Origin of the sequence: Anaerocolumna sp. AGMB13025, assembly GCF_029689925.1 — a bacterium.
Classification (GTDB): domain Bacteria; phylum Bacillota; class Clostridia; order Lachnospirales; family Lachnospiraceae; genus Anaerocolumna.
Genome location: NZ_CP121445.1, coordinates 5423515 through 5449864, shown reverse-complemented (window position 1 = coordinate 5449864; position 26350 = coordinate 5423515). Strand labels below are relative to the sequence as shown.

General features: G+C 38.7%; 21 protein-coding genes, 1 tRNA gene, 1 other RNA gene and 1 pseudogene. 21 read left to right on the top strand and 3 right to left on the bottom strand.

Translation table 11 applies throughout. The features are described 5' to 3' along the window. Positions 1-4: 4 nt before the first annotated feature. From QA584_RS22505 to QA584_RS22485, 5 genes are all read left to right on the top strand, one after another. Positions 5-3043, top strand: a complete 3039-nt coding sequence (locus QA584_RS22505; RefSeq protein WP_278271347.1) for a glycosyl hydrolase — start codon at positions 5-7, stop codon at positions 3041-3043. A 97-nt stretch (positions 3044-3140) separates the two neighbouring features. Further along, positions 3141-4577 (top strand): four-carbon acid sugar kinase family protein, encoded by a 1437-nt coding sequence (locus tag QA584_RS22500; protein ID WP_278271346.1) that lies wholly within the window; start codon positions 3141-3143, stop codon positions 4575-4577. A gap of 225 nt (positions 4578-4802) precedes the next feature. Beyond that, on the top strand, positions 4803-5471 hold the full coding sequence (locus tag QA584_RS22495; RefSeq protein WP_278271345.1) for an aspartate/glutamate racemase family protein: 669 nt from the start codon (positions 4803-4805) through the stop codon (positions 5469-5471). 396 nt (positions 5472-5867) lie between these two features. Continuing rightward, positions 5868-6671 (top strand): 3-keto-5-aminohexanoate cleavage protein, encoded by an 804-nt coding sequence (locus QA584_RS22490; protein ID WP_278271344.1) that lies wholly within the window; start codon positions 5868-5870, stop codon positions 6669-6671. Between the two features lie 24 nt (positions 6672-6695). Further along, a complete protein-coding gene (locus tag QA584_RS22485; RefSeq protein WP_278271343.1) occupies positions 6696-8450 on the top strand; it encodes a hypothetical protein in 1755 nt (584 codons plus the stop codon). Position 8451: 1 nt separating this feature from the next. Here the strand turns inward: QA584_RS22485 and QA584_RS22480 are convergent, their stop codons facing one another. Next, positions 8452-9084: an epoxyqueuosine reductase QueH gene (locus QA584_RS22480; RefSeq protein ID WP_278271342.1), complete on the bottom strand. Its 633-nt coding sequence runs from the start codon at positions 9082-9084 to the stop codon at positions 8452-8454. 189 nt (positions 9085-9273) lie between these two features. Between QA584_RS22480 and QA584_RS22475 the strand changes: the two genes are divergently transcribed. The 5 genes and pseudogenes from QA584_RS22475 (at position 9274) to QA584_RS22460 (ending at position 11773) form a co-directional block, all read left to right on the top strand. After that, positions 9274-9348, top strand: a tRNA-Pro gene (locus tag QA584_RS22475). 316 nt (positions 9349-9664) lie between these two features. Further along, positions 9665-9806, top strand: a pseudogene (locus tag QA584_RS28750) (YHYH domain-containing protein); the annotation flags it as partial. A gap of 56 nt (positions 9807-9862) precedes the next feature. Then, entirely contained in the window at positions 9863-10048 is a 186-nt protein-coding gene (locus QA584_RS28745; RefSeq protein WP_334306033.1) for a peptidoglycan-binding domain-containing protein, read from the top strand. A 242-nt stretch (positions 10049-10290) separates the two neighbouring features. Then, complete coding sequence (locus QA584_RS22465; protein ID WP_278271341.1) at positions 10291-11196, top strand: DUF6731 family protein; 906 nt, start codon at positions 10291-10293, stop codon at positions 11194-11196. 1 nt (position 11197) lies between these two features. Further along, entirely contained in the window at positions 11198-11773 is a 576-nt protein-coding gene (locus QA584_RS22460; RefSeq protein WP_278271340.1) for a hypothetical protein, read from the top strand. A gap of 107 nt (positions 11774-11880) precedes the next feature. Here QA584_RS22460 and QA584_RS28905 read toward each other — a convergent pair whose 3' ends face one another. Then, the gene (locus tag QA584_RS28905; RefSeq protein WP_442870342.1) at positions 11881-12285 is read right to left on the bottom strand and encodes an Ig-like domain-containing protein; all 405 of its coding nucleotides are present in this window, start codon (positions 12283-12285) and stop codon (positions 11881-11883) included. Between the two features lie 386 nt (positions 12286-12671). Next, a complete protein-coding gene (locus QA584_RS22455; protein ID WP_278271339.1) occupies positions 12672-12986 on the bottom strand; it encodes a hypothetical protein in 315 nt (104 codons plus the stop codon). A 480-nt stretch (positions 12987-13466) separates the two neighbouring features. Between QA584_RS22455 and QA584_RS22450 the strand changes: the two genes are divergently transcribed. The 11 genes from QA584_RS22450 (at position 13467) to rnpB (ending at position 26200) form a co-directional block, all read left to right on the top strand. After that, positions 13467-14315, top strand: coding sequence for an MBL fold metallo-hydrolase (locus tag QA584_RS22450; protein WP_278271338.1), 849 nt, complete (start codon positions 13467-13469; stop codon positions 14313-14315). A gap of 431 nt (positions 14316-14746) precedes the next feature. Continuing rightward, the gene (locus QA584_RS22445) at positions 14747-14974 is read left to right on the top strand and encodes a FeoA family protein (RefSeq protein WP_278271337.1); all 228 of its coding nucleotides are present in this window, start codon (positions 14747-14749) and stop codon (positions 14972-14974) included. Next, the gene (gene feoB / locus QA584_RS22440; protein ID WP_278271336.1) at positions 14971-17037 is read left to right on the top strand and encodes a ferrous iron transport protein B; all 2067 of its coding nucleotides are present in this window, start codon (positions 14971-14973) and stop codon (positions 17035-17037) included. Before QA584_RS22445 ends, feoB begins: the two co-directional genes overlap by 4 nt. A gap of 13 nt (positions 17038-17050) precedes the next feature. Further along, entirely contained in the window at positions 17051-17194 is a 144-nt protein-coding gene (locus QA584_RS22435) for a FeoB-associated Cys-rich membrane protein (protein WP_278271335.1), read from the top strand. 45 nt (positions 17195-17239) lie between these two features. Beyond that, positions 17240-17971: an SDR family oxidoreductase gene (locus QA584_RS22430; RefSeq protein ID WP_278271334.1), complete on the top strand. Its 732-nt coding sequence runs from the start codon at positions 17240-17242 to the stop codon at positions 17969-17971. 351 nt (positions 17972-18322) lie between these two features. Next, positions 18323-19333 (top strand): deoxyguanosinetriphosphate triphosphohydrolase, encoded by a 1011-nt coding sequence (locus QA584_RS22425; protein WP_278275224.1) that lies wholly within the window; start codon positions 18323-18325, stop codon positions 19331-19333. 159 nt (positions 19334-19492) lie between these two features. Continuing rightward, positions 19493-21280, top strand: coding sequence for a DNA primase (gene dnaG, locus QA584_RS22420; protein WP_278271333.1), 1788 nt, complete (start codon positions 19493-19495; stop codon positions 21278-21280). Between the two features lie 97 nt (positions 21281-21377). Continuing rightward, positions 21378-22469: an RNA polymerase sigma factor RpoD gene (gene rpoD / locus QA584_RS22415; RefSeq protein ID WP_278271332.1), complete on the top strand. Its 1092-nt coding sequence runs from the start codon at positions 21378-21380 to the stop codon at positions 22467-22469. 240 nt (positions 22470-22709) lie between these two features. Next, positions 22710-23408, top strand: coding sequence for a tRNA (adenine(22)-N(1))-methyltransferase (locus QA584_RS22410; protein WP_278271331.1), 699 nt, complete (start codon positions 22710-22712; stop codon positions 23406-23408). A gap of 291 nt (positions 23409-23699) precedes the next feature. Further along, positions 23700-25361, top strand: a complete 1662-nt coding sequence (locus tag QA584_RS22405; RefSeq protein ID WP_278271330.1) for a nucleoside kinase — start codon at positions 23700-23702, stop codon at positions 25359-25361. Positions 25362-25797: 436 nt separating this feature from the next. Then, positions 25798-26200, top strand: an RNA gene (gene rnpB, locus QA584_RS22400) — RNase P RNA component class A. The last annotated feature ends 150 nt before the right edge of the window (positions 26201-26350 follow it).

Below are 26350 nucleotides of genomic sequence, written 5' to 3'. Positions count from 1 at the left end.
CAGCATGTTAAAGGAATTTAAAAACCCTTCGAATCAGTACCGGCCGATTCCTTTTTGGTCCTGGAATGATAAACTGAATAAAGAAGAGTTAAAATATCAGATTGAAGAAATGAAGGAGGCTGGAGTCGGCGGTTATTTTATGCATGCACGTTCCGGCTTGAAGGTTGATTATTTAAGTGAGGAATGGTTTGACTGCATTAAAACCGGTCTGGATAAAGGAAAAGAAGTAGGACTAGACGCCTGGATCTATGACGAAGAAGGATGGCCCAGTGGATTTGCCGGTGGTATTGTTCCGGCACTTTCACCGGATTATCATGCAAAATTCATGACCCTTGAGACCCAGCTTACTACAGATATGATGAATCAAGAATCGGTAATTGCTGGTTATGTATATAACAAAGCTATGTGCACGTACAGAAGAATCACTCATCTTGATACTTATAGCTGCCAAGAGGGCGAGGAACTATTAGTTATCAGAAAGCATACCAATCCCTATTATATCGATACTATGAATAAACGGGCAGTAGAAGCCTTCCTTAAATCCACCCATGATGTGTATTATGAGAAATTCGGGGAGGATTTTGGCACTTACATGAAAGGCTTTTTTACGGATGAACCAAGGCTTGCCTGCAATAACTTCGGGGAACTGGCCTGGTCGGATGAGCTTGTCGGTGAATTTGTGAAAAAGTACGGTTATGATATCAGAGATCATATCCCTGCCCTATATAGAAAAACTGACAATTATGAAACCCATCGCTATAACTTTTGGGAACTGGTCAGCGAACTGTTTGTGCAAAGTTATATGAAGACCATATATGACTGGTGTGAAGCCCATAAGGTAAAAGCAACTGGTCATATTATGATGGAGGAGAGTATCTTTAGCCAAATGACCAGTACAGCCGGGGTTATGCCCTTTTATGAATACCTTCATATACCTGGCATTGACTGGCTAAGACGCCCCATCTCCTCACCGGTTATCGGAAAACAGGTAGGTTCCGTAGCCTGCCAGCTTGGCAAAAAGCAGGTACTTACGGAATCCTTTGCTTTATGCGGCTGGAATGTTTCTTTTGAAGAACTTAAGTGGATAGCAGAGTGGCAGTTTGTGAACGGTGTCAACCAGATTTGTCAGCATTTACAGGCATATACCATTAAGGGAGTCCGCAAGAGGGATTATCCGCCGTCCTTGTTTATCCAGCAGACCTGGTGGAAGGAATACCGGCAGTTTAATGATTATTTGGGCAGGCTCTGTGTCGTATTATCCGAGGGCAGTCAGACCGCCGACGTATTGCTGCTGCACCCAATGGGAAGTGGTTTTATAGCCTATGACGGTACCAGAACTGAGGAAATTATAAGTCTTGACGATGCATTTACCAAACTTTCAGAAACATTGTCCGGTAACCATATTAGTTATCACTTTGGCGATGAAACTATTATAAAACGTCATGGTAAGGTAGAGGGCAGTCGTTTTGTTGTGGGAGAAATCAGCTACCGTACAGTGATTCTGCCCCATATGTATGCTATGAATGCCAACACGCTAGCTCTGCTTCTTACCTTTACTAAGAATGGAGGAACCGTATTTTGTCTGGGCGAATTTCCAACGTATACGAACGGCAGTAAAGAGGATTTGTCTCTGTTAGAAAACAAGGTGTTAAAAGAAACACCAGAAAATATACGGGAATTAATGATGCAGGAACACTTAGTGGCTTTAAGTATCGCGGATCAGAACGGGGAAGTACAGAGTATATCCTATCAGCAGCGGGAGACAGAAGACGGCATTTTATTATTTATGGTAAATCACCATCAGAAGGATACTTATCATGCAGATATAACTATATTCAATAAGCAGTATAAAGTAATCAGGATGATTGCAGAAACTGGTGATGAGGAAGTGCTTTCCTATGATACGCCAGACGGCAGTACGAATTTTAACCTTACCTTTGAGCCAATGCAGTCCTATATTATCAATTTAATAAAGCTTGAGGAGCGCTCTACCTATGAAAAAGAGGTGACAGAGGTTCAGTCGGTTTCTCTTTGTGACCATTGGAAGATTGATAGGATGGATTTAAATTCCATGACCTTGGATTATTGCAGTTATCGTATTGACGGCGGAAAATTGCAGGGACCCATTCCAGTAATCAAACTCCAGAGTATATTAATGGATTTGCAAAGACCCTGTGATATAGAACTTTATTTTAACTTCAGGATAGCCATGGACCTTGAGAAAAATAAAGAATTTTATGCTGTAATTGAAGACGCTGATATCTACGGGATATCGGTTAATGGAAAACAAATACCGTATAAGGATTTAAGCTATTGGAAGGATAAATCCTTCAAAAATGTGGATATAAAATCGGCTCTTGTACCTGGAGAGAATGAAATTATCTTAAAGACCAACTTTTTTCAGCCTCAGAAAGTATATGATGTCCTTTACGGTGATAATGTTTACGAGACAGAAAAGAATAAAATTACTTATGAGGTTGAATTGGAGAGCATCTATTTACTGGGGGATTTTGGCGTGGTAAGTGATACACCCTATTATCCTGTTGAACGGGGAGCTATGGTAACTAGTGGACCATTTACCATTACCGAGAGACCGGAGACTTTTAACAGCAATGAGTTTACGGTTAACGGACTTACCTTCTTTGCAGGTCAGTTAGAAATCAGCCAGGAGCTGTCCTTGATACGGGAGCCAGGAAAACGGGTTGTCTTACAGTTAAAGAAACACCATGCACCCTTAGTAAAACTGTATGTGAATGACATGCTGGTCAAACATTCCTTATGGGCTCCTTATACAGCTGATATTACAGATTATGTGAAAGATGGTGTGAACCTTATCCGTTTACAGGTATTTGCCTCGAATAGAAACCTGTTAGGACCCCACCACCATATAGACGGAGAATGTTACAATGTGGGTCCAGAAAGCTTTACCGGCAAATGGAGCTGGGTAGAACGAAAGTCCGAAGCAGATGCTACCGAGATTTTCGACCGTAACAAGAATTACTGGACAGATTCCTATTGTTTTGTGGAATTTGGACTTTCATAAAGCTGGACTTCAAAAAAAGGGGTTATGCTACTAGCAGGCTCAGAAAAAAATAGTAGTTGAAACTTTAGTAGTTGTATATCAAATGGGAGGGGTTTACATGGAACAAAAATTACTGACGGATTTATTGAAGAAATATAAGAAGTCTTCATTTAACACCAGTGTTATCAAAGATTTATTAGCTGATGAAATAAAAAAGTGTAATAAGAAAATCATTGTACTGGATGATGATCCTACCGGTGTCCAGACCGTTCATGGGGTTTATGTATATACGGACTGGTCACTAGAGAGTATAAGAGAAGGATTTACGGCACCGGAAAAGTTATTTTATCTGTTAACTAATTCCAGAGGTCTGACAGAAGCCCAGACCATAAAAGTCCATACCGAAATTGCGGAACGTATACTTGAAGTTTCGAAAGAAACCGGTCAGGAGTTTCTGATTATCAGCCGTGGAGATTCCACCCTTAGAGGACATTATCCTCTGGAAACAGAAGTGCTTAAAGATATTCTTAATATGAGTACGGGACGTGAAATTGACGGAGAAATCCTTTTTCCGTTCTTCTTAGAAGGTGGTCGGTTTACCGCAGAAAATATCCACTATGTTAATTACGGTGGGACATTGATACCTGCCGGAGGCACTGAATTTGCCGGGGATAAAACCTTTGGTTATCATAATTCAGACCTGAGGCGTTATATTGAGGAGAAATCGGCAGGAGAATATAAAGCCGAATCGGTAACGGCTATCAGTCTAGAGAGCCTTAAAAGCGGTGATATTGAAGGGATTACCAAACAGCTTGAACGTATCAGTAATTTTAATAAAGTAATTGTAAATGCTCTGGATTATCAGGATGTAGAGGTGTTTTGCCTTGCACTTTATATAGCCATAAACAGGGGCAGGAACTTTTTATTCCGCAGCGCAGCTTCCTTTGTTAAGATCATGGGAGGAATATCAGACAGACCGCTGCTAAAAAAAGCTGAAATGATTGAAAAAATGGATAGAAACTATACGAATGGAGGTCTTATAGTAGCCGGTTCCCATACGGCAAAAACCACGGAACAGCTAAATGGTTTAAGAAACAGGAAGGATATTGCTTTTCTCGAGTTTGACTCTGATTTAGTACTAATTGATAAATTGGAGGATGAAGTGGAACGGATTATTACATTGGCTGCAAGAAAAATCAGTGCGGGTATAACCGTAGTAATCTATACAAAACGTAAACTTCTGGTCTTGGATAATGACACCACAGAGGATGCCCTGCTGCGTTCCGTTAAGATTTCGGAGGCGTTACAGAGTGTTGTGGGAAGGTTCCCAATTAGACCAGCCTTTGTGATAGCCAAAGGGGGGATAACCTCAAGTGATATAGGAGTAAAAGCATTACAGGTAAAACGGGCGCTTGTACTTGGGCAGGCGGCTCAAGGTATCCCAGTCTGGAAAACAGATGAAGAAAGCAAATTCCCTGGTATACCTTATATCATTTTCCCGGGAAATGTAGGAAATGAGGATACGTTAAGGGAAGTGGTGGATCAGTTGACGTAATGCTGAAAAGATATGCGTAGAAGCAATTGTAATAATCAAACTTTAAAATATACGTTAGAGGGTATTTATAATAAGGCTTTATAGAAATAAGGCTATGTTGAAATAAAGCTAGTTATAATAAGCGATTAATTGATAAGAGATAATAGTAAGTCGGCAATATTAAGTAAGATAATAGTAGATTAATTATTAACCAGGTTTTGGTTTAAAAGACAGGAAGGAGTTTATATGAAATTATGTACATTACATACCTCGGACAAGTTTATGGAGTTAATGTCTGACCCTTTTACAAAGCCATTTCTTAAGGAACATCCAGAAATTGAACAGATGGATATCGCAGACAGTTCCTTAATTAAAGAAACCCAGACAGCAGGCTATGCCACTCCTGCCGTGTCAAGGCGGATGTTTTATTATATGATGAGTGCCGTTGAGGCCGGTGCGGATGCAATATTAGTTACCTGCACTTCTGTTAATACGGTTACGAAAGCAATCAGAAACATGATTCCCATACCAGTTATCAGCATCGAAGAACCGGTGGCACAGAGTGCGGTTAAGGCAGGAAAAAGAATTGGGATACTTTCCTCACTGGCTACCAGTGCTCAGCCGGTGAAGCAGACAATTATGGAGGAAGCCTTAAAAGCAGGTGTGGAGGTAGAAGCAAAAATCCAGGTAGCAGACGGAGCCTTTGAAGCACTAATGGAGGGAAACCGGCCACTGCATGATGATAAGGTGAGGGAAGCTTTAGAAGAACTAGTAAAGGAAGTGGATGTAGTGGTATTTGCCCAGATGTCCATGGCTTTGGTAAATCATCCGGAATATAGTATTCCTGTACTTAAATTTGGTCAGTTAAGCTATGAAGCAGCCAGGGAGGCTATGTTAGCAGCAAAGAAGAAATAGTGTGATAAAGAGTGGTATACATGATGAAAGAACGCAATCATGATGAAAAAACGCAATCATGATGAAAAAACGCAATCATGATGGAAGAGTGCAATCAAGATGAAAGAGCGTAATCAAGATGAAAGAGCGTAATCAAGATGAAAGAGCGTAATCAAGATGAAAGAGCGTAATCAAGATGAAAGAGCGTAATCAAGATGAAAGAGTGCAATCAAGATGAAAGAGCGTAATCAAGATGAAAAAGCGCGATCAAGATGAAAGAGCTTAATGACGAAAGAGTTTAATCATGACGGAAAGGCTGGAAGAAAATATAAAGAAAGGATGCTATACCAAGTATCGTTCAGTCCATATTTTAAGGAAGAATCGCTAACTGGTTTGCGGTATACAAAGGGTGAAACAATGAGAAAGGTAATAATATCGTTAGCTCCAATAAAAGGACCGGCAGCGCCCATACAGATTGAAGCTGTTGCAGAGGATATAGCAAAAAGCATCGATGCAGGGGCGGCTATGTGCCATCTTCACTGCAAAGATAAGGAGGGGCGGCTGACACCGGACATCACCTTTTTTACTGAGTTACTTGCTGCGGTAAAAGCGAAAAGGGATGTGGTGGTACAGGCTTCTACCGGAGGAATCTCATCTATGAACATACAGGAAAGATGCAATCCGCTTAAAGTTAGTAAAGTTGAGAGTGCCTCTTTAAATGGCGGAACCACTAACCTGGGGGAAGCTGTATATATCAATTCGTTTGAAGATATTCGTTATTGTGCAAAAACCTGTTATGAGAAAGAGATACTTCCGGAAATCGAAGTATTTGATATTGGGATGATTCATACTATTAATCTGGTAAGAAAGGAACAGCCTTTTCAAGACCCGGTGCTATTTAACCTGGTATTTGGTCATAAAGGCGGTATGCAGCCAACGCTAGAAGCGCTGACTGCCTTTCGTTCTTTCGTACCCGCGGATTGTCTTTGGGGAGTTACCCATTTTGGAAGAGACAACTGGACCTTCTTAGCGGCGGCTGTTGCCATGGGAGCTACAGTGGTGCGTATCGGCTTTGAAGACAGTATGTATTTAGAAGAAGGCATGGAGGCCCGTTATAATTATCAGGTTGTTGAAAAACTGGTATCTCTTATCATAGCCATGGGACTACAACCTGCCACACCGGAAGAAGCCAGAATGATTTTAAATATTTCACCGAAATAAACATAGAAGTAAAGGAGAGCACTTATGCCGAAAAACATAAAAAAATCAGTACCAGATACCTTGAATTTAGCTGACCGGGCAGGAATTGCCCTGAATGCCATGATTGGAGTTGCGGATGAAGATAAGGGGTATATACCTTTTTTTAGTGGATTTTTTGCGTCTGATCCAGCTTGGATGAGCCATGGAAACTGGGATTACGGCTCCAGTCACGGACGGCTTGTAGATTCCATGACATTAGTCAGAGCAATGACAGGAACCGAGGAAGGAAGAGATATTGAAAAACACTATAAAGAAAACCTTCTGTCTTTCTTTAAAAAGGATGGATTAAGTTACAGACGCAATAATTTTACAGAAGAGTTCGTTAAATCCTGTGATGCCAGATTTGAAGACAGTGCCTCTATGATTGATCAGAGGGCAGTTTTATTAGGACTTACCTCCTGGTTTATCGATACCGAAGAAGAAGCAGTAAAAAGCCGTGCAGACCAGCATGTTGCCGCTTTAAAGCGTATAGCCAGAAAAGAGCGGACCTCCTGGTATTATCCGGCTTCTGAATATACGGAACACGGCTGGCCCTCCTTTGATGCCGTAGTTACAAGACTTTGTCCGGACCCTTGTGCCATGTGGGGGAGGCAGGTCAATCCTTTGATACGCTACCACCAGGTAACTGGTAATCAGCATGCGCTGGAATTAAGTGAGAACTTTGTATCCAATATTGTATACCGAAGCGGAGCTTTTTCGGCAGACGGAAGCTGGAACGCGGGTCTTGGATATAGAAATGGTCATTTCCACACCAGAATGGGTACCATTGCCTCTTTGGCCAGATTTGCTGAATTTACCCATGATGCATATCTAATGAACTGGGTGAAAAAATGCTATGACTGGGGTCTTTCTAAATGTACGACCTTCGGCTGGACACCAGGTGACTTAGAAGATCAGGGATACGAACATGAAACCTGCACCTTGGTTGATGCCATAGGGACAGCGATTACACTGGCTAAAAACGGATACACAGAATACTGGGGGATAGCAGAGCGGTTCCTGCGTAACCAGCTTACCGAGGCTCAGCTTCTGGATACCAGTTGGATTAAACAGTCGGATACCAAGGACAAGGATATTTATCAGGAAAAGACGTATTATAAGGTGGCAGACCGCTTAAGAGGCGCATTTGCAGGATACTCAGCTCCAAATGACTTTGTATACAGCGGAATGAAAGGCAGGGGGCATATTATGGATGTACAGGTCTGCTGTGTAGCTTCCGGTGCAAGAGGACTTTATAATGGATGGAACAACATCGTTACGGAAGAAAGAGGACGGGTAAGCGTCAATATGCTTCTTAATAGAGCCTCCAAGTGGGTAGAGATATACAGCCACCTCCCTCACGCTGGCAAATTAGAAGTCACAGCAAAAACTGATATAAAAGAACTCTGCATAAGAATACCGGAATACGTCCCTTACGGAGCCGTAACAATTAAAAGAACCTTTAACGGTGAAGAAAAAACCATAAGCGCCAGAGAATTGCCCTGGATAAAGAATTACTTTGTAAAACTGGCTGATGTAAAAGACAAAGAAGAAATCGAAGTAACCTTCCCGGTTATAATGAGAAAAACAATAGAAACCGCTGTAGATGATGTATTTGAAACCAACTGGGCGGGGGATAATGTAATCAGCATATCCCCAAGTGGAGAATATTATCCCCTATACAAGAATATACAGCTTCTGGATACAATCCCCACAAGGAAAACTCCATTGTATCTGGGAAGTACGAAAGACTTTGACTAAATCAATCTTTCCCAGCCGTCTCATTGACCTTAGAATAGATACAACCACAGTAATCCTGCCTGTAGAGCTGATATTCTTTGGAAAGTTCGATAGAACGTTTGTAACCGTTCTTCTTCTTAAAATCAGCTCCCAGGTAAGGGGTATCATATTTCTTAGATAGCCGTTCCCCGATTTCATTTAACTTTCCGGCGTTTTTATGTGGGCTGATGGATAACGTAGTGGTAAAATAATCAAACCCTTCCTCCTTAGCCAGTTTGGCAGTTTCTTCAAGGCGGAGTTCATAGCACTTAAAGCAACGCTCACCGCCCTCCGGACAGGATTCAAGTCCTTTTGCTAATTCATAAAAACGGTCTGGATCATAGATTCCCTGGCGAAACTGAATGGGATTCTTAACCGTCAGGCTGCTGATTAGACGTTTCTGTTCCTGGACACGTCTGTGATATTCCTCTTCAAAGGATATATTGGGATTATAATAATATATGGTTATATGAAAGAATTGGGTTAAGTACTCAAGCACATAACTGCTGCAGGGAGCGCAGCAGCTATGTAACAGCAGACTGGGCGTGATATGATCTGCTTCTAAACCTGCCAGCAGCTTATCCATTTCTTTTTGGTAATTTCTTTGTATATCCATAAAGACCCTCCATAATAACTGAAAAACGGGATATATTTACATATAAAGGTGATTTAAAACAATTTTTCGTTCCCATTTCATAAGTTTTTGAAATTTTTTAAAAAATTTATAAATTTTGCTTGATTTTCTTCTCGAAATATTATAATATATATCTGCTGTGAAAACAACAAAATATTTCACAAAGCAAATCGAGGCGTGGCTCAGCTTGGCTAGAGCGCTGTGTTAGGGACGCAGAGGTCGCAAGTTCAAATCTTGTCGCCTCGATTATATAACCTCCGAATTTTCGGGGGTTTTTTTATTTTGTATTGCATAGCCTCTTCAAAGGATATATTAGTTATTTTATCGTTTTTCTTTCGTGGCTATTTGCGACAATTATTTATACTTCCCCTCATTTAGAAAGGCATCTTACAAAGGCGTAAGGTGTCTTTTTACGTTATTGCAAATAATGTAAAATAGTGGTAGTATTTGTATAGGGAAGGAGGTATATAATTTGAAGAATAGAATTAATAAGTTTTTGATAATCTTATTAATAATGACAGTTGCGTTTGCTCCAATTTATGACTACCACATAAATATGATAACAGCAGAAGCGCATTCAGGTAGAACAGATTCGAGCGGGGGACATAAGGACAATAAAAATAAAAGTGGATTAGGCAGTTATCACTATCATTGTGGAGGAAATCCAGCTCATTTACATGATAATGGGGTATGTCCATATTCAACAGACTCAAGTAAAAATTCGACTTCATCAAGTTCGAAAAAAGAAAAAAAATCCACGATATCTACTGAAGTTGTCCAAAAGGTACAAGAAGCTTTAAACGCACTGGGATATGATTGTGGTACACCTGATGGTGTATTTGGTAAAAAAACTAAGGCAGCGTTAAAAGAATTCCAAGAGGACAATGGTTTAAAGAAAGATGGAATAATAGGTCCTAAGGTAAAAAAGGCACTCAATATTAATTAGCTAAGGCGATATTATATATTGTGTAACATTAATTTAAAATATAATATATACTACAAGCATCCTTCTGGGTGCTTTTTTTAACTAATAAATTTCATCATAAAGTTATTGACAATAAGAACAAATGTTCGTATAATGTATTTATTAACAAATCCTCTCACTATTTGTCATATTTTACCCTTTTTTATTGAATCATACATTATATAGTTGTATAATGTTGGTAAAATAATTAATAGGAGGGTATTATGGTAATTAAACGGAGCACAATAAAATATCAATATTATGAAATATGTTGTATGGATAATGATGAGCATACAGATATTAATTATGATTTTAGAACTTGGATTGCTAAGCTTGCAGCTATCACTGATTTATCAAATCGCATCAAGGATATAAATGGTATAAAAGGAAGAGTAGAAAACATAGACTTAGTACATAATGAAGAATATTATGCAGTTAATTTTATGAGAATGGATGAACTAAGTAACACGTATCTCGTTCGCGAAGACGAAGAGGCAGAACACATAGATTTAGAAGATGGCGAATATATCGGTAAGAATACAGTAATATTATATGATCCTAGGCTTTATATAGTTATGGTTCAGTGTAATAGAGGAGGATATGGCGTTACAGCTATAGAGAGTTATATTAATTCCTTCAATTCTGAAAGTGATTTATGTTATCTTAGACCTATTTTAAGTGAGTTAGATGTGCAAAAATGTCTTGAAGGAGCTACAACAAAGATAGATGTTAGGTTTTCTGATATTAGGGAATTTCGACCTGACCAGTCAGAAGAATTTGAAGAAATTGTTGACTCATTTAAAAAGATGGAATGTATAACAGCTCATATTGAAATAGGAATGGGGCAGGGACGTAATAAAGAAAATAAATTAGATCCAGAGACTGTATATAATGCTGTAACCGATATTATAAAAAATAAGCGTTGCATATCATCTGCCAAAATTATGCTTACAGATGATCAGAAGTCTGCTGTTTTTGATTTGTTTAACAATATAGAAAGTGATAAAATAACATTCCCTATCCAAGCACGCGGAGAATTAGGATATGGATTTATGGCCGATACAATGGCAGAAAAATATGATGAAAGAGCAAGGGCAAGAATATTAAATATCTTAAGAAGAGGTGAATAGAATGAAAAAAATAGCTAGAAATGGTTTAAAGAAATGCTTAAAAAAATATTATTATAGTATTCCGTCCATTTCTAGTATTATTTTCTTGAGCTATTCAGGATTAAATTATTTATTGAAACTTGGACTTTATGAGGTCTATGATAGTAAAAATTTCAATGAAGTATTTAAATCTACTATAACATTTATATCGATTATAATAAGTTTTTTAGGTGTATTATTAACCATCTTAATTTCAAATAAAGGTAAATCTAATTTAATCCAGTATTTTTTTGATAATGCTGATAAAAAGAAATTTGCAAGTTCTTTGAAACTGACGATTATATCTGGATTGGCTGCAGATGTGCTTTCATGCTTATTACTATTAAATGATATCTATTTGCGCTGGGGATTAATAATTCTAACAGCTATTTGGATTTGGGTGTTGTTATATTATCTTTCGAATGCTTATAGGTTTATTAGTTTGCTATTAAGATTATTTTTAGACGATGATACGCCAAATAAAAAAGTAAAAAATGAAATTACAAACGAAGATGAAACAAACTTAAAAAATTTAATTAAAAAGACAAATGAAAAATAAAACAATTAATTAGGAACTGTTTTAATAGCAGTTCCTTTTTTCGTATTTATCATAATTATCTAGTTGTTTCATGGAATCAGTGAGATTTTTAAGAGTCTTTTCAATATCTAATTTCCCCCTACAGAGTCAGTGCCAGATGAAATGTACCAGTCAATATTGCAAAAAGCATTATTCCATATAGTACCAATTATGAAATTATCAATTTCAGACAATCGATCAGTAAACTTATTTGACCGTACTTCTATTTTGCAAGAATAATTCTTACTTCCAACCTTCCCTATGATAATTGTTTTGCCTATATCGTTTGCTGTTATTTTACCCTTACTTGTTACAGAAGCCACAGAGCTATTATTACTAACCCATTTTACTGTCTTTGTAGTACCGGTGACTTTTATACTGTATGTATCACCAACATATAAAATTAAATTATTTTTACTTATTTTGTAGACGCAGCACTCGCTGATTGTACTGGTATTACAATAATTGCGATAAGTACCAAGATAATTTGTCAATAGAAAACCCAATGTAATCTGGGAAGAGCATGGGGTTGCTTTTGGGTGCTATACGGAGAGTACAGCAAGTATATTTGTATAGAAAAATTGTGTTGCATTTCATGTCGCATAGGTCAGAAAATATGCAACATAACGGGAAAAGTCATGTACTTTTAAGAAAAATAAAAACATGTGGATATCTTAATATCTAAGGTTTCATTTTGAACTCCTAGTTTTTTTAGGAAGTCTTCTGCTTCATCCCGGTAATTATTTAGATTCAAGATAAATCCTCCATTTCATTATAGTAAAACAAAACAATGTCACAGATAATTTAGTGTAAAAGGACTACCCCTTTGAAAACTTAGTACTTGCAGGCACAGCTTTTTATTAAGAGCGGAATAATGACATTAATATAGAATCTCCCAGTAGTGCTCAGATATATGGTACCGGAGTTTACATTGTAGTGTTCGGCTTTGAACATTTGCCTGACAGGAATAAGTGATTACAGGAAGAGTATCAATCGTCTCTTCTTTCGAAGAGAGGACACGTTCAATCTTAATATTAGTGTTATCACCATAGAAATCCTTATACTGAAAATATAATGGTTTAATTTTACCGGCAGGATTAAAAGAAGCAATAACAGAGGTCTCTAATTTGGAATAAAGAATACCGTTTTGCTTATTACCAGATGAAAAACCATATGAATATGAATTATCAAACATAGGGTGACCACCTCCACTAACAGGGAACATTTGTTCGAGTATCTAAAACTATTATACAAAACAAACAAAATGAAGTCAAGGGTAAATAAACAAAAAAATATTCCAACACAATCCTTTTTCAATAATTAACCTTTGAGAAACAGTTAAGTGTTTTTGATTGCCATCTATCTTATGGTACAGATGATTAACCTCACTTTTTGCACAGACAGGCAAATCTGTATTTTAATTATATAGCTTAATCAAGTAGTATGCTAAATACTAAATATGTTCATAATCAGGTACGGTTGTATTATTACCAACTAGAAATATGTGGTAATTTATATTTTTTAGTAGTATCATATTTATAAAGTTAATTCACTATAATAAATGAATTAATGTCTAAAAAATTGAATGCTGAGGAGTATTTAGCTTACCTTAAGAAAAGATGGAATACATCCACTTAAATAGAGAAAAATAAGGTTTAGGCTGATTGTAAACGATATGGAACTTAACTATTTCTTTTCATGGGAACTGATAGAAGCTGGTATTATTAGAATAACTGGAGCCGGAAATGAATTAATGTATTTGATTGTAGGAAGCAAAATGGCAGCTTTGATCGATACAGGATCAGGTGTAGGCAATATAAAGGAATATGTGGAGGAGTTGACGAAACTTCCTATTATTGTTATATTGACCCATGCCCATATTGACCATTCGGCTGGAGCTTTTTATTTTAATGAGGTTTATTTAAATGAACAGGATGCTAAATTGTTAAATTTGGAGTTTAGCGAAGAAGAATGTAGACTAATGTATCAGGGGATTAAAGACTTTGTAGCCGGAACAAACAAAGAACTTGCAATTCATTTGCAAGAGAAGGATATGGTCAAACCTTTTCATAAGAATTTTCTGCCTCTCTCAGACGGAGATAAGTTTGAGCTTGGAGGGCTGACACTCGAGATAATAGAATGCCCTGGGCATACGAAAGGGAGTGTAGTAGTTTTAATTAAGGAACAAAGAGCCATCATCTTTGGTGATTCCTGCAATCCATTCGTATGGCTATTTTTACCTGAATCTACAGGTGTCGCTGAATACAAAAATTCATTATTAAGGGTCAAGACAAGAGAAGAAGAATATGACAAGGTATATCTCTCTCATGCACCGAAGGATTCTGCCAAGGAGATATTAGATGAAGTTATACATATTTGTGACCTGATATTAGATGGTAAATCAGATGACATCCCATATTCAGTACCTGGTATGAAGGATGGGTATATTGCAAAAAAAGTAAAGTCTGAGAATAATAATTTAAGGGAAGATGGTAAAATAGGAAATATCGTTTATAAAAAGTAATTATGTATACTTACATTTTTAGAATTAAGCTTATTAAGCAGATATATTAGATTTAATATCTTTTTCATTATTGAATTAAATAAATAAGTTATTAGCAGAGGCATTTAGTGTTGATATATTAAATGCTTTTTTATCGTTTAGAAAGTTCGTCCTATTCTATAAAAACCCTCCGGGGGAGGCACATGACGCGCTTAAGGAAGATGTCACTTTCGTGACAGCGCGTCAGCCTAGAGCCATGTAAAAGTAACTTCCGCATCCTGGAATTTAGTCTTATAAACTGGAATTTAATCTTTCGCTTAAACTAAAAAAAATAGATTAAAAAAACCAGAAAACATTATTCCTCAAGAGTTGACATTAAGGGGTAGCGGGGGTATAATAAGGTGAATTAAATGATAATAATTCTCAATATTAATGCTGAAAGGTGAACATTTATGACTCTTAAGGATGGGCAGATTGGACATAGCTATATTGTAAAAGAACTAAAACTGGATCCCCAGGTTGGGCGCAGACTGGAAGCTTTGGGTTTGATTGGCGGAACCAGAATACAGATGATGAACCAGAATGCAGATGGAGCCGTCGTATTTAAAGTAAGAGGAACCAGGCTTGCTATTGGGAATAAAATTGCAGAAGCCATCTATATTGAGGAGGTGGCAAAATGAAAGAAGAATTGCAGGTAGGTTTTGTAGGTAATCCCAATTGCGGTAAAACTACACTATTTAATGCCTATACAGGTGCCAAGCTTAAAGTAGCCAATTGGCCTGGTGTTACTGTCGAGAAAAAAGAAGGAGCCTTTAAGTACCATAACCATATCTTTAAATTGGTGGACTTACCCGGTACATATAGTCTGACTTCGTATACCATGGAGGAAAAGCTGACCAGGGAATATATTTTAAATGATGACGTGGATGTTATCATTGACGTAGCAGATGCCTCCAGTCTTGAAAGAAACTTATACTTAACCCTCCAATTGATTGAACTTGGAAAACCTGTAGTATTAGCCCTTAATATGATGGATATCGTTGAAGAACGCGGAATGGAAATCGATCTCCACCGTCTGCCGGAGATGCTTGGAATACCGGTTATTCCTGTTTCGGCAAGAAAGAAAACCGGTCTGGATATCCTAATGCATGCGGTAGCTCATCATAAATTCAAAGAAAAAGATAATAATCTGGAACACCATCATGGAAAGCGAATTTCGGAGCACAGCACCAATACCAGCAAGCAGCATGATGAACTTACTATTGTTTATACCGATGACCTCGAATACAAAATTAGAAAAATATCCGATATACTAAAGGATAAATACCCGGATATCAAAAATCTCAGATGGCATGCAATTAAGCTGTTAGAACAGGATCCAGAGATTATGAAACAATATCCGGTAACTATAAGCAGATATGTAGACCGCAGTTATGAAACAGATATTATTAACCAGAAGTATGATTTTATTGAAGAAATTATAGAAGAAGTATTGGTCAATAAGAATTCAAAGGAAGAAGCCACGGATAAAGTAGACCGGATTTTAACGAACCGGTATCTGGGTATGCCGATCTTTCTTCTGATTATGGCCATGGTATTCTTTTTAACCTTTACCATAGGTGATGCCTTAAAGGGAGTATTTGAATTTGCCTTTAACGTGATATCGGAGGCAACCCTTCACTTTTTGACCGTTACCGGAACAGGAGAGATTTTGACTTCCCTGGTGGTTGACGGAATTATAGCAGGGGTAGGCGGAATTTTAACCTTTTTACCAAATATTTTTATACTATTTCTGGCTCTGGCATTTTTGGAGGACAGCGGTTATATGTCCAGGGTGGCATATGTTATGAATAGTCTGATGGGTAAAATTGGATTATCCGGCAGAGCCTTTATCCCTATGTTGTTAGGATTTGGCTGTACGGTACCGGCTGTCATGGCTTCCCGTACGCTAGAGAATGTGAAGGACAGGCGAAGGACCATAATGATAACTCCGTTTATGTCCTGCAGCGCCAAAATTCCGATTTATGTACTGATTTCCGGCATGTTCTTTGGCAAATATGCAACGATAGCAGCCTTTTCCTTATATGTAGTAGGTTTGGTAATTGGTATTCTAACTGCCTATATTATGAATAAAATAGATACCAGGAAGGATAAAAATAAGGTTACCAACACCTTATTGATTGAATTGCCGGAATATAAAACACCGAATACAAGAACAATATTTATTTATGTATGGGATAAAGTAAAGGATTACCTAAGTAAAGCTGGTACGACCATATTTTTAGCCTCCATATTTATCTGGTTTATCTTAAACTTTGGATTTGACGGAAAAGTTGAGGATATGTCTAAGAGTTTCGGCGCAATCTTAGGACACTATCTGGTACCTGTACTAAAGCCTGCAGGACTGGGATTATGGCAGATAGGAGTGGCGCTGATATCAGGACTCGCAGCCAAAGAGGTGGTGGTATCCAGTTTCAGTGTACTATTTGGAATTGCCAATATTAATTCTGCCGAAGGGATGAGCAGTCTGGTACAGATTTTAAGACCGGAAGGCTTTGGGGCTTTAAACGCATATGCATTAATGGTATTTTGTTTATTATATACCCCCTGTGCTGCGGCAATGGGAGTGATTGCAAGAGAACTAAAATCAGTTAAGTGGACGGTATTCACGATATTTTTCCAGCTGATTATAGCGTGGCTGGCAGCAGTTTTAGTCTTCCAGATCGGAAGCCTGATTCTGTAGAAAGGAGCAGAGTATGCCATATATTATAGGAGCATTAGTAGTACTATATGCTGCGTATGTGATTTATAAGAAAGTAAAAGCTGCAAAAGCAGGGAAGTTTTGTACCTGTGGCTGTGGTGACTGCCCAACTAAAATAAAATGTATGGATGAAAAATAAAGGAATGGTTATATTGTATATGCCATACCCATAGATGGAGAGCGGATGGATTTTAAGGACAAAGTTGTTGTAATAACCGGTGGTGCTGGCGGAATCGGTAAGACTATGACGGAAGAATTTATGGCCGCAGGAGCGAAAGCTGCGGTAATTGATCTGGATAACCAAAGTGTACCCTGTGATTTTTATTTTCAGGGGGATATTGCAAAAGAAGAAACCCTTACTGAGTTTGCAGCCTGTGTAATCAAAAAATTCGGGAAAATAGATTATTTGATTCATAATGCATGTTTGAGCCGGAGAGGAATTCTTACCGACTGCAGTTATGAGGATTTTAATTATGTATTAAAGGTGGGCGTAACGGCACCATATATGCTTACAAAACTATTTTTAGAGCACTTTAACCAGAATGGCGCCGTAGTCAATATATCTTCCACCAGAGCTTTTATGTCCCAGGCAGATACCGAAAGCTATACGGCTGCCAAAGGGGGGATTACCGCTCTGACCCACGCTATGGCTGTAAGCCTTGCTGGCAGAGTAAGGGTGAACTCTATAGCTCCCGGCTGGATTGATACAACGAATGATGCCTGGAGCGCAGAGGATGAAACGCAGCATCCTGTAAAGCGGATTGGAACTACTTCCGATATTGCGAAAACAGTTATGTTTCTTTGCAGTGAAGACAGCAGCTTTATTACCGGAGAAAATATAACAGTGGACGGTGGAATGACCAAATTAATGATTTATCACAATGACAATGGCTGGAAGTATGAAGGAAATTCATGATTTAAGCGGGTTTAATAGAAATATCGCCGATTATTATGCAGGAAGCATTTTAGTCGACGGTTTTTTTATATTTTATTAATAAAATTCTTAAAAATAAAAAAGGAAATAAGCATGTTTGGTAGAATATATAATTATATAGGCTGTTAATCTATGTGTGGAGGAAGAGGTTTAATCTGTATAAAACCCGTTTAACCTGGGGGATTTTGTTAAATGAATTGCAAAACTGTTATTGCCTGACCTGATTAAGGTATATGAAAGTATACAAAAAAGGTAAGGGTTCAGACGTGGATCGTCACGCAGACAGGAGTTATCATGAAAGAACAAATGGAACATAACAATTCAGAGAAAAAGATCAATATGCGTCAGAAGCTGGAACAAAGAGAACATGAATATCTAAGCCCTTATGCGGCATTTAGTGACAGCTCCATAGGAAGGGATATTTATGAAGAACCTTGTGATATACGCACCATTTATCAAAGAGACCGGGACAGAATACTGCATTCTAAGTCTTTTCGCAGATTAAAACATAAGACCCAGGTGTTTTTAGCACCGGAAGGGGACCATTACCGGACAAGATTAACACATACCCTGGAAGTATCCCAGAATGCCAGGACCATCGCCAGAGCTTTGCGGCTGAATGAAGATTTAACGGAAGCCATTGCCTTGGGTCATGACCTTGGGCATACTCCTTTTGGTCATGCCGGGGAGCGGGCTCTGAATAATATCTGCCCGGAAGGCTTTGAACATCATATACAAAGCATACGGGTTGTGGAATTATTGGAAAAACACGGAGAAGGGTTAAATCTTACCAAAGAGGTAAGAGATGGTATCCTAAACCACCAGACGAAAGGTCATCCAAGTACCCTGGAAGGTAAAATAGTCCGCCTTTCCGATAAAATTGCATATATCAACCACGATGTGGACGATGCCATCAGAGGCCACATTATTACAGAGGAAGAGATACCTTGGGAATTTACAGACGTATTGGGACACAGTTTGAGGGAACGGCTTAATACGATTATCCATGATATTGTAAGCCACAGTGAAGATACAGGCGATATCTCCATGTCTCCCGATGTAGAACGCGCCATGTTAGAGATGAGAAAATATATGTTTCGCAGTGTTTATACCAATCCGTTAGCGAAAGGGGAAGAACAGAAAGCAGAAGCGATGCTGGCCCATCTGTTCGAATATTATACCAATAATCTGGAACTTCTGCCTGAGGAATATCTGTATATGATGGAACGCAAAGGAGAGACCGCCACCAGAGTCGTCTGCGATTATATTGCCGGGATGACAGACCGTTACGCAGTGGCGAAATTTAAGGAATTGTCCATACCAAGATCCTGGAGTATTTATTAAAAACAGCAAAGGGATAAAAAGAGTTTGGACTTATGCCGATATATTAACAGTATAACTGAATCGATTCTTAGATAAATATCAGTGAGTGAATAAATATCAGCGAAGCGATATAGAGTTTCGCATTTGACCTATAGAAAATATACGGGAAAGGAGAGTTCCATGTTTTATCCTGAAGAATTAGTGGAAGAAGTCAGAATGAAAAATGATATAGTGGACGTAGTGGGTTCCTATGTCAAGCTTCAGAAAAAAGGCGGCAGCCATATGGGGCTCTGCCCCTTCCATAATGAAAAATCACCATCCTTTAGTGTAAGCAGTTCCAAGCAGATGTATCATTGTTTTGGCTGCGGTGTGGGCGGCAATGTATTTACCTTTATTATGGAATATGAAAATTATACCTTTGTGGAAGCGTTAAAGTATTTAGCCGGACGGGTGGGGGTTAACCTGCCGGAAGCGGAATACAGTGAGGAAGCAAAAAAGCAGGCTGGTTTAAAAGCCAGACTCCTTGAAATAAATAAAGAAGCTGCCAAGTATTTTTATTATCAGTTAAAGTCCGAACGCGGACAAGCAGCCTATGAGTATTTAAGTAAAAGGGAAATCTCCGAGGATACCATAAAACAGTTTGGGCTTGGATACTCCAATAAAACTGGAGATGATTTATACCAGTATTTAAAACATTTGGGTTATGAGGACAGTATCTTAAGAGATTCCGGTCTGATTAGTTTTGATGAGACCAAAAAAGTCTATGATAAGTTCTGGAACCGGGTCATGTATCCCATTATGGATGTGAATAACCGTGTAATCGGTTTTGGCGGGCGTGTTATGGGGGAAGGAATGCCAAAATACTTAAATTCCCCGGAAACAAAATTGTTTGATAAAAGCCGGAACCTGTACGGGCTTAATTTTGCAAGAATATCAAGAAAGCCCAACATGATAATCTGTGAGGGATATATGGATGTGATAGCCCTGCACCAAGCGGGCTTTACCAATGCCGTAGCTTCGCTGGGTACGGCCTTTACCGGGCTTCAGGCCAATTTGCTAAAGCGTTATACCAATGAGGTATTGCTTACGTATGACAGCGATGAAGCAGGTACGAAAGCTGCCCTTCGGGCTATTCCTATACTAAAAGAAGCCGGTCTAAGTGCTAAAGTAGTTAATATGAAGCCTTATAAAGATCCGGATGAATTTATAAAAGCCCTAGGGGCGGAGGAATTCAAAAAGAGGATGGAAACTGCCGGGAATTCCTTTTTGTTTGAAGTGGAGGTTTTAGAAAAGGATTTCGAGCTAAATGATCCTGAACAAAAAACCAGGTTTTTTAATGAAATCGCCAAGAAAATGCTGGTATTTACGGAGGAAATTGAAAGAAACATCTATATTGAAGCGGTTGCCTCCAAATACATGATTGGTTTTGATAATTTAAAAAAGTTAGTTAACCGGTATGGGGCTCAGATTGTAGTGGGAGCCAATGACTTGCCAAGGGAGAGGAGTACGGAAGGAGGAAGACAGAAGAATGTACCTGAGGACGGCATGAAGCAGTCCCAGAAAATACTTCTTACCTGGTTGATTGAAGATACCAGAATATTTGATAAGATAAAGGGTATCATTGGTCCCGCAGATTTTACGGAGAATTTATACCAACAGGTAGCAGAGGTGCTTTTTCATCAGTTCGAGACAGAAAACAGGGTGACGCCTGCTAAGATTATCAATCATTTTGAGAGTAAGGAAGAACAAAGTGAAGCAGCTTCTCTATTTAATATGGCTATGCGGGGAGAAATGAGTGATTCAGAGCGAAAAAAAGCCCTGGAAGAAACAGTGAAGCGTATTAAGAAGAACAGTTTGGATTTACAAAGTAAGAAAGCGATTGAAAGCAATGATATTCAAGCGCTTCAGATTATTATCCGGGAACAGGCAGACTTACAGAAATTGCATATTTCTTTTAATGATGGTTAAAATACTAAAAGATTGTAAGTAATTATGAGAATAAGCCTTTTTTATATAGATGAGTAACTGCGAATATGGAAGCAAATCTAAAGGAGGATGGTAAATAATGGATGAGAGCATGGTTAAATTCTCGGAAAAGCTAAAAGAATTATTAGTCTTTGCCAAGAAAAAGAAAAACGTACTTGAATTTCAGGAAATAAATGATTTCTTTGTCGATTTTGATATGGATCCGGTTATGGTTGAGAGAATCTATGAATTCCTTGAAGCCAACAACGTGGATGTACTTCGGATAACCGATGAGGAAGATGATATCATACTGGATGAGGAAGAGGATTTAGAAGAAATTGATTTTTCCATACCGGAAGGAATCAGTATCGATGACCCGGTCAGAATGTATTTAAAAGAAATCGGTAAAGTTCCTTTATTAAGTGCAGATGACGAAATCGAGCTGGCCAGAAGGATGAAAGTCGGAGATGCAGAGGCCAAGAAAAGGCTGGCAGAAGCCAATCTGCGTCTGGTGGTCAGTATCGCAAAACGTTATGTAGGCAGAGGTATGATGTTTTTAGACTTGATACAAGAAGGCAATTTAGGTTTAATCAAAGCAGTTGAAAAGTTTGATTATACCAAAGGCTTTAAGTTCAGTACCTATGCTACCTGGTGGATTAGACAAGCTATCACCAGAGCCATTGCCGATCAGGCTAGAACCATCCGTATACCGGTCCATATGGTGGAAACCATTAATAAGCTGATTCGGGTACAACGACAACTCCTTCAGGAATTAGGCAGAGAACCTTCGCCTGAGGAAGTAGCAGCAGAGATGAACATCCCGGTTGAGCGGGTAAGGGAAATCCAGAAGATATCCCAGGAACCGGTGTCCTTAGAGACCCCCATCGGCGAAGAAGAAGACAGCCATTTAGGAGACTTTATTCAGGATGATAATGTGCCGGTACCTGCCGATGCAGCAGCATTTACTTTACTAAAGGAACAATTAATCGATGTACTGGGAACCTTGACCGACAGAGAACAGAAGGTACTCAGGCTTCGGTTCGGACTGGATGACGGACGAGCCCGTACGTTAGAGGAAGTTGGCAAGGAATTTAATGTTACCAGGGAGAGAATCCGCCAGATTGAGGCGAAAGCTCTGCGTAAATTAAGGCATCCCAGCCGAAGCCGTAAGTTAAAGGACTATTTGGAATAAAAACAAGTAAGTATATATATTTATAATTAAAAATCAAGGATAAATACTATAGTATTGTAATAGAACAGTTTCATAATTAAGGATTTATTTAGTAAACGTGTCTGAAAGGCAGGTCTTTTCTAAATAATGTGTCCAGGTTATGGTACATTATAATGCTTTGGATTAACTGGAGTTTAAGAGTTGCAGTTAGTCTAAAGGGATAGTAATACAGCATAAAATGAACAGAAGAAAGAGGATGACATGCAATTATCAAGGCGTTTACAGGCAGTTGCAGATACTGTTACGAAAGGAAACAGGGTTGCCGATGTAGGATGCGACCATGCCTACATATCAATATATCTCATTCGGAATGACATAGCACCAAAGGTAATTGCAATGGATGTGAATAAAGGTCCCCTAAAGCGTGCCGCAGAGAATATTAAAACCTATGGTTATGACAGGGCTATTGATACCAGGCTCTCAGACGGCTTGCACAGTTTAATCCCTGGTGAAGCGGATACCATACTAATAGCCGGAATGGGCGGATCTCTTGCTATTAAAATATTAGAAGAGGGCTTTAAAGCAGTAGAAAAAGCAAAAGAACTAATTCTTCAGCCCCAGTCCGAAATTTATCTGGTCCGTAAATTTTTACACCAATCAAACTTTGCCATTGTGAGGGAACAAATGGTAAAAGAAGACGGTAAATATTATTTTATTATAAAAGCCCAACCGGAAGAGAGCGTAAAAGCCTATGACAGAGAGGTACACTACCAGTATGGCAAATTGCTGTTGGAACAAAAGGAACCTCTTTTGGAAGAATTTCTTAAGAGAGAGCAAAGAATCCGGAATGAGGTAATAAAAGATCTTACCGCAAATTCTACACCAAAAGCTATGATACGGATGGAAGAAGTCAACCTTGAAATGGATTATATCAAGGAAGCACTGTCTTATTTTGCCTAAAAGCAGATACACTAAGTAATAGATACGCTATGCAGTCGATATGCTAAGCAATAGATACGCTAAGTAATTGATGCGTTATGTAGTTGATATGCTAAACAATAGATACGCTAAGTAATTGATGCGTTATGTAGTTGATACGCTAAGCAATAGATACGCTAAGTAGTAGATACTCTAAAGTAATAAATACTCCCAGTAACTCATATTAATAGAAACTGTCTAACGTTTATCTGGTAGTCTAGGCGGTACTAAGAGTTACCGGGGGTACTTATGATTTATAAGGAGGTTTTTTATATGGAAGAAACAATTAAAGTGGAAATTAACGGTACAACAAGAGAATATCCCCAGGGTGTCAGCTTACTGGAAATCAGCAGAGAATATCAGAAGGACTATAAAAATGATATTATTCTGGCGTTTGTAAATAACCGCTTAAGAGAGCTTCCCAAAACCGTCCAGAAGGACTGTAAGATACGTTTTGTCACTACCGCCGATGATGCCGGTCATAAAACCTATAACAGGGGTCTTACTCTTGTCATGTTAAAAGCGGTTTATAGTGTTATAGGTTCCGCGAATATCAATAAGATATCCATAGAATATTCCGTAGGAAACGGTTTGTATTGCCAGACGGATACCAAAGCCGCCATTACCGAGGAACAATGTCTTTTAATTAAAGAAAAAATGCAGGCACTCATAGAGAAGGATATCCCTATTAAGAAAAAATCCATTGGCACCGCCGATGCAATCGAGTTATTTAAACAATATGGTATGCATGATAAAGAGCGCTTATTCCGTTACCGCCGGGTATCCAAAGCCAATATATATAACCTGGAAGGCTTTGAGGACTACTATTATGGATATATGCCTCCAAGTACCGGGTATTTGAAATATTTTGATCTCTTTTTATATGATGAAGGGCTTATGCTGCTCCTGCCGGAGAAAAATAATCCAAGTGAATTGGAACCCTTTAAGCCACAGGAAAAATTATTCCATACCTTAAAGGAGGCAGCCCGCTGGTCCCACGCTATGGAGATTGATACGGTAGGGGCCCTTAATGATGCCATCGTAAATGGAAACATCAACGAATTAATCCTGACCCAGGAAGCGTTACAGGAGATGAAGATAGGTGAAATTGCAGAACAAATCAGAGTGTCCGGCAAGAAACTGGTTATGATTGCAGGACCTTCCTCCTCCGGTAAAACAACCTTTTCCCATCGTTTATCCATACAATTAAGGACTCATGGATTGAATCCCCATCCCATACCGGTAGATGATTATTTTGTAGAAAGAGAGAACACTCCCGTTGATGAGGAAGGAAAACCAAACTATGAATCCCTTTTAGCCATTGATCTGGAAACATTTAATAAGAATATGACAGATTTGTTACAGGGAAAAACCGTGGAACTTCCAAGTTTTAATTTTAAGACCGGTCACCGGGAATACAAAGGCAATTATAAGACCTTAGGTCCTAATGATATTCTGGTGATAGAGGGTATTCATGGGTTAAATGATAAACTTTCCTACAGCCTGCCTAGAGAGAAAAAGTTTAAAATATATATCAGTGCATTGACCTCCCTTAATATAGATGAACATAACCGGATTCCAACTACGGATTTAAGGCTGCTTAGAAGAATGGTACGGGATGCAAGAACCAGAGGAGCCTCCGGACAGAAAACGATTAATATGTGGCCGTCGGTAAGGCGTGGAGAGGAAGAAAATATTTTTCCTTTTCAGGAGGATGCGGATGTATTCTTTAACTCAGCCCTGATTTATGAGCTGGCTGCTTTAAAGCAATATGCAGAACCGGTTCTGTTTGGGATTGACAGGGATTCGGAGGAGTATGTGGAGGCAAAACGGCTGCTTAAATTCCTGGATTATTTCCTTGGGGTGAATAGTGAGGTGGTACCACAGAATTCAATTCTTAAGGAATTTATTGGGGGAAGCTGTTTTAAAGTCTGAATTTATCTATTTGGGCTGAAGAATCGCTTTGCCAAGCCAACCTAACGCAATCCCGTGAGGCAGCAGTGTATTTACTGTTCAGAGAAAGAATACGGCGTTTCTAATGCTTTGATTATCGTTTAGGACATATAAACAGTGCTTGAACTCCTCAGGGGTAGTAACCCCTTCGTCAGACAGCAAGCACTGTTTATATTGGCACGATAATCAAAGCGTAAGAAACTCTCGTATTCTTTCTGACGAACAGTAAATACACTGCTGCCTCACGGGATTACGTTAGGTTGGCTTGGCAAAGCTGGGGTATAAAATTATATGGTTTTAAATAAGTGTAATATGGGCTTGTATTATTGGTTTTTTATCAATTGTTTGTGAAATTAATGAAACTTTCTCAAACCTTAGTATTTACTTTCACATAATTTCATGTTAAAATATCATTCTGTGAGTAGCACAGATGATCGCGCCTATTAGCTGCCGAAAGGCCTTAGGTGAGGAAAGTCCGAGCTTCATAGGGCAGAGTGCCGGATAACGTCCGGTGGAGGCGACTCTAAGGATAGTGCAACAGAAATATACCGCCTGTATGTTTTGGCATACCGGTAAGGTTGGAAGGGTGGAGTAAGAGACCACCGCCTGTGTGGTAACAGACAGGGCATATGTAAACCCCACTCGAAGCAAGACCGAATTTAAAGCGATACGGCTGCCCGTCGTGCTTTAGGGTAGGTCGCGGTTTGCAGTATAATGTCTGCTTTGGCAGTACATTATTTCACAAACGAGCCATATGGTAACATGTGGCAAAGATAGATGATCATTTAATACAGAACTCGGCTTATAGTGCTGCTCATTTAAACTGCATTTTACACTACTCTTTGAGTAGTGTTTTTTATTATACGAAAGTTCTCTGAACTATCCAGTATAATAAAAACAGGACCGGCAGGAGGAGCATGACGATTAATAAGATGAAGTTTATTCTATTGTCAGAATCCTGACATGGAATA

Bases quoted from the DNA above. Each gene is read 5' to 3' on its own strand.
- QA584_RS22505 (WP_278271347.1), top strand. From the start codon at position 5: ATGTTAAAGGAATTTAAAAACCCTTCGAATCAGTACCGGCCGATTCCT.
- QA584_RS22500 (WP_278271346.1), top strand. From the start codon at position 3,141: ATGGAACAAAAATTACTGACGGATTTATTGAAGAAATATAAGAAGTCT.
- QA584_RS22495 (WP_278271345.1), top strand. From the start codon at position 4,803: ATGAAATTATGTACATTACATACCTCGGACAAGTTTATGGAGTTAATG.
- QA584_RS22490 (WP_278271344.1), top strand. From the start codon at position 5,868: ATGAGAAAGGTAATAATATCGTTAGCTCCAATAAAAGGACCGGCAGCG.
- QA584_RS22485 (WP_278271343.1), top strand. From the start codon at position 6,696: ATGCCGAAAAACATAAAAAAATCAGTACCAGATACCTTGAATTTAGCT.
- QA584_RS22480 (WP_278271342.1), bottom strand. From the start codon at position 9,084: ATGGATATACAAAGAAATTACCAAAAAGAAATGGATAAGCTGCTGGCA.
- QA584_RS22465 (WP_278271341.1), top strand. From the start codon at position 10,291: ATGGTAATTAAACGGAGCACAATAAAATATCAATATTATGAAATATGT.
- QA584_RS22460 (WP_278271340.1), top strand. From the start codon at position 11,198: ATGAAAAAAATAGCTAGAAATGGTTTAAAGAAATGCTTAAAAAAATAT.
- QA584_RS22455 (WP_278271339.1), bottom strand. From the start codon at position 12,986: ATGTTTGATAATTCATATTCATATGGTTTTTCATCTGGTAATAAGCAA.
- QA584_RS22450 (WP_278271338.1), top strand. From the start codon at position 13,467: ATGGAACTTAACTATTTCTTTTCATGGGAACTGATAGAAGCTGGTATT.
- QA584_RS22445 (WP_278271337.1), top strand. From the start codon at position 14,747: ATGACTCTTAAGGATGGGCAGATTGGACATAGCTATATTGTAAAAGAA.
- feoB (WP_278271336.1), top strand. From the start codon at position 14,971: ATGAAAGAAGAATTGCAGGTAGGTTTTGTAGGTAATCCCAATTGCGGT.
- QA584_RS22435 (WP_278271335.1), top strand. From the start codon at position 17,051: ATGCCATATATTATAGGAGCATTAGTAGTACTATATGCTGCGTATGTG.
- QA584_RS22430 (WP_278271334.1), top strand. From the start codon at position 17,240: ATGGATTTTAAGGACAAAGTTGTTGTAATAACCGGTGGTGCTGGCGGA.
- dnaG (WP_278271333.1), top strand. From the start codon at position 19,493: ATGTTTTATCCTGAAGAATTAGTGGAAGAAGTCAGAATGAAAAATGAT.
- rpoD (WP_278271332.1), top strand. From the start codon at position 21,378: ATGGATGAGAGCATGGTTAAATTCTCGGAAAAGCTAAAAGAATTATTA.
- QA584_RS22410 (WP_278271331.1), top strand. From the start codon at position 22,710: ATGCAATTATCAAGGCGTTTACAGGCAGTTGCAGATACTGTTACGAAA.
- QA584_RS22405 (WP_278271330.1), top strand. From the start codon at position 23,700: ATGGAAGAAACAATTAAAGTGGAAATTAACGGTACAACAAGAGAATAT.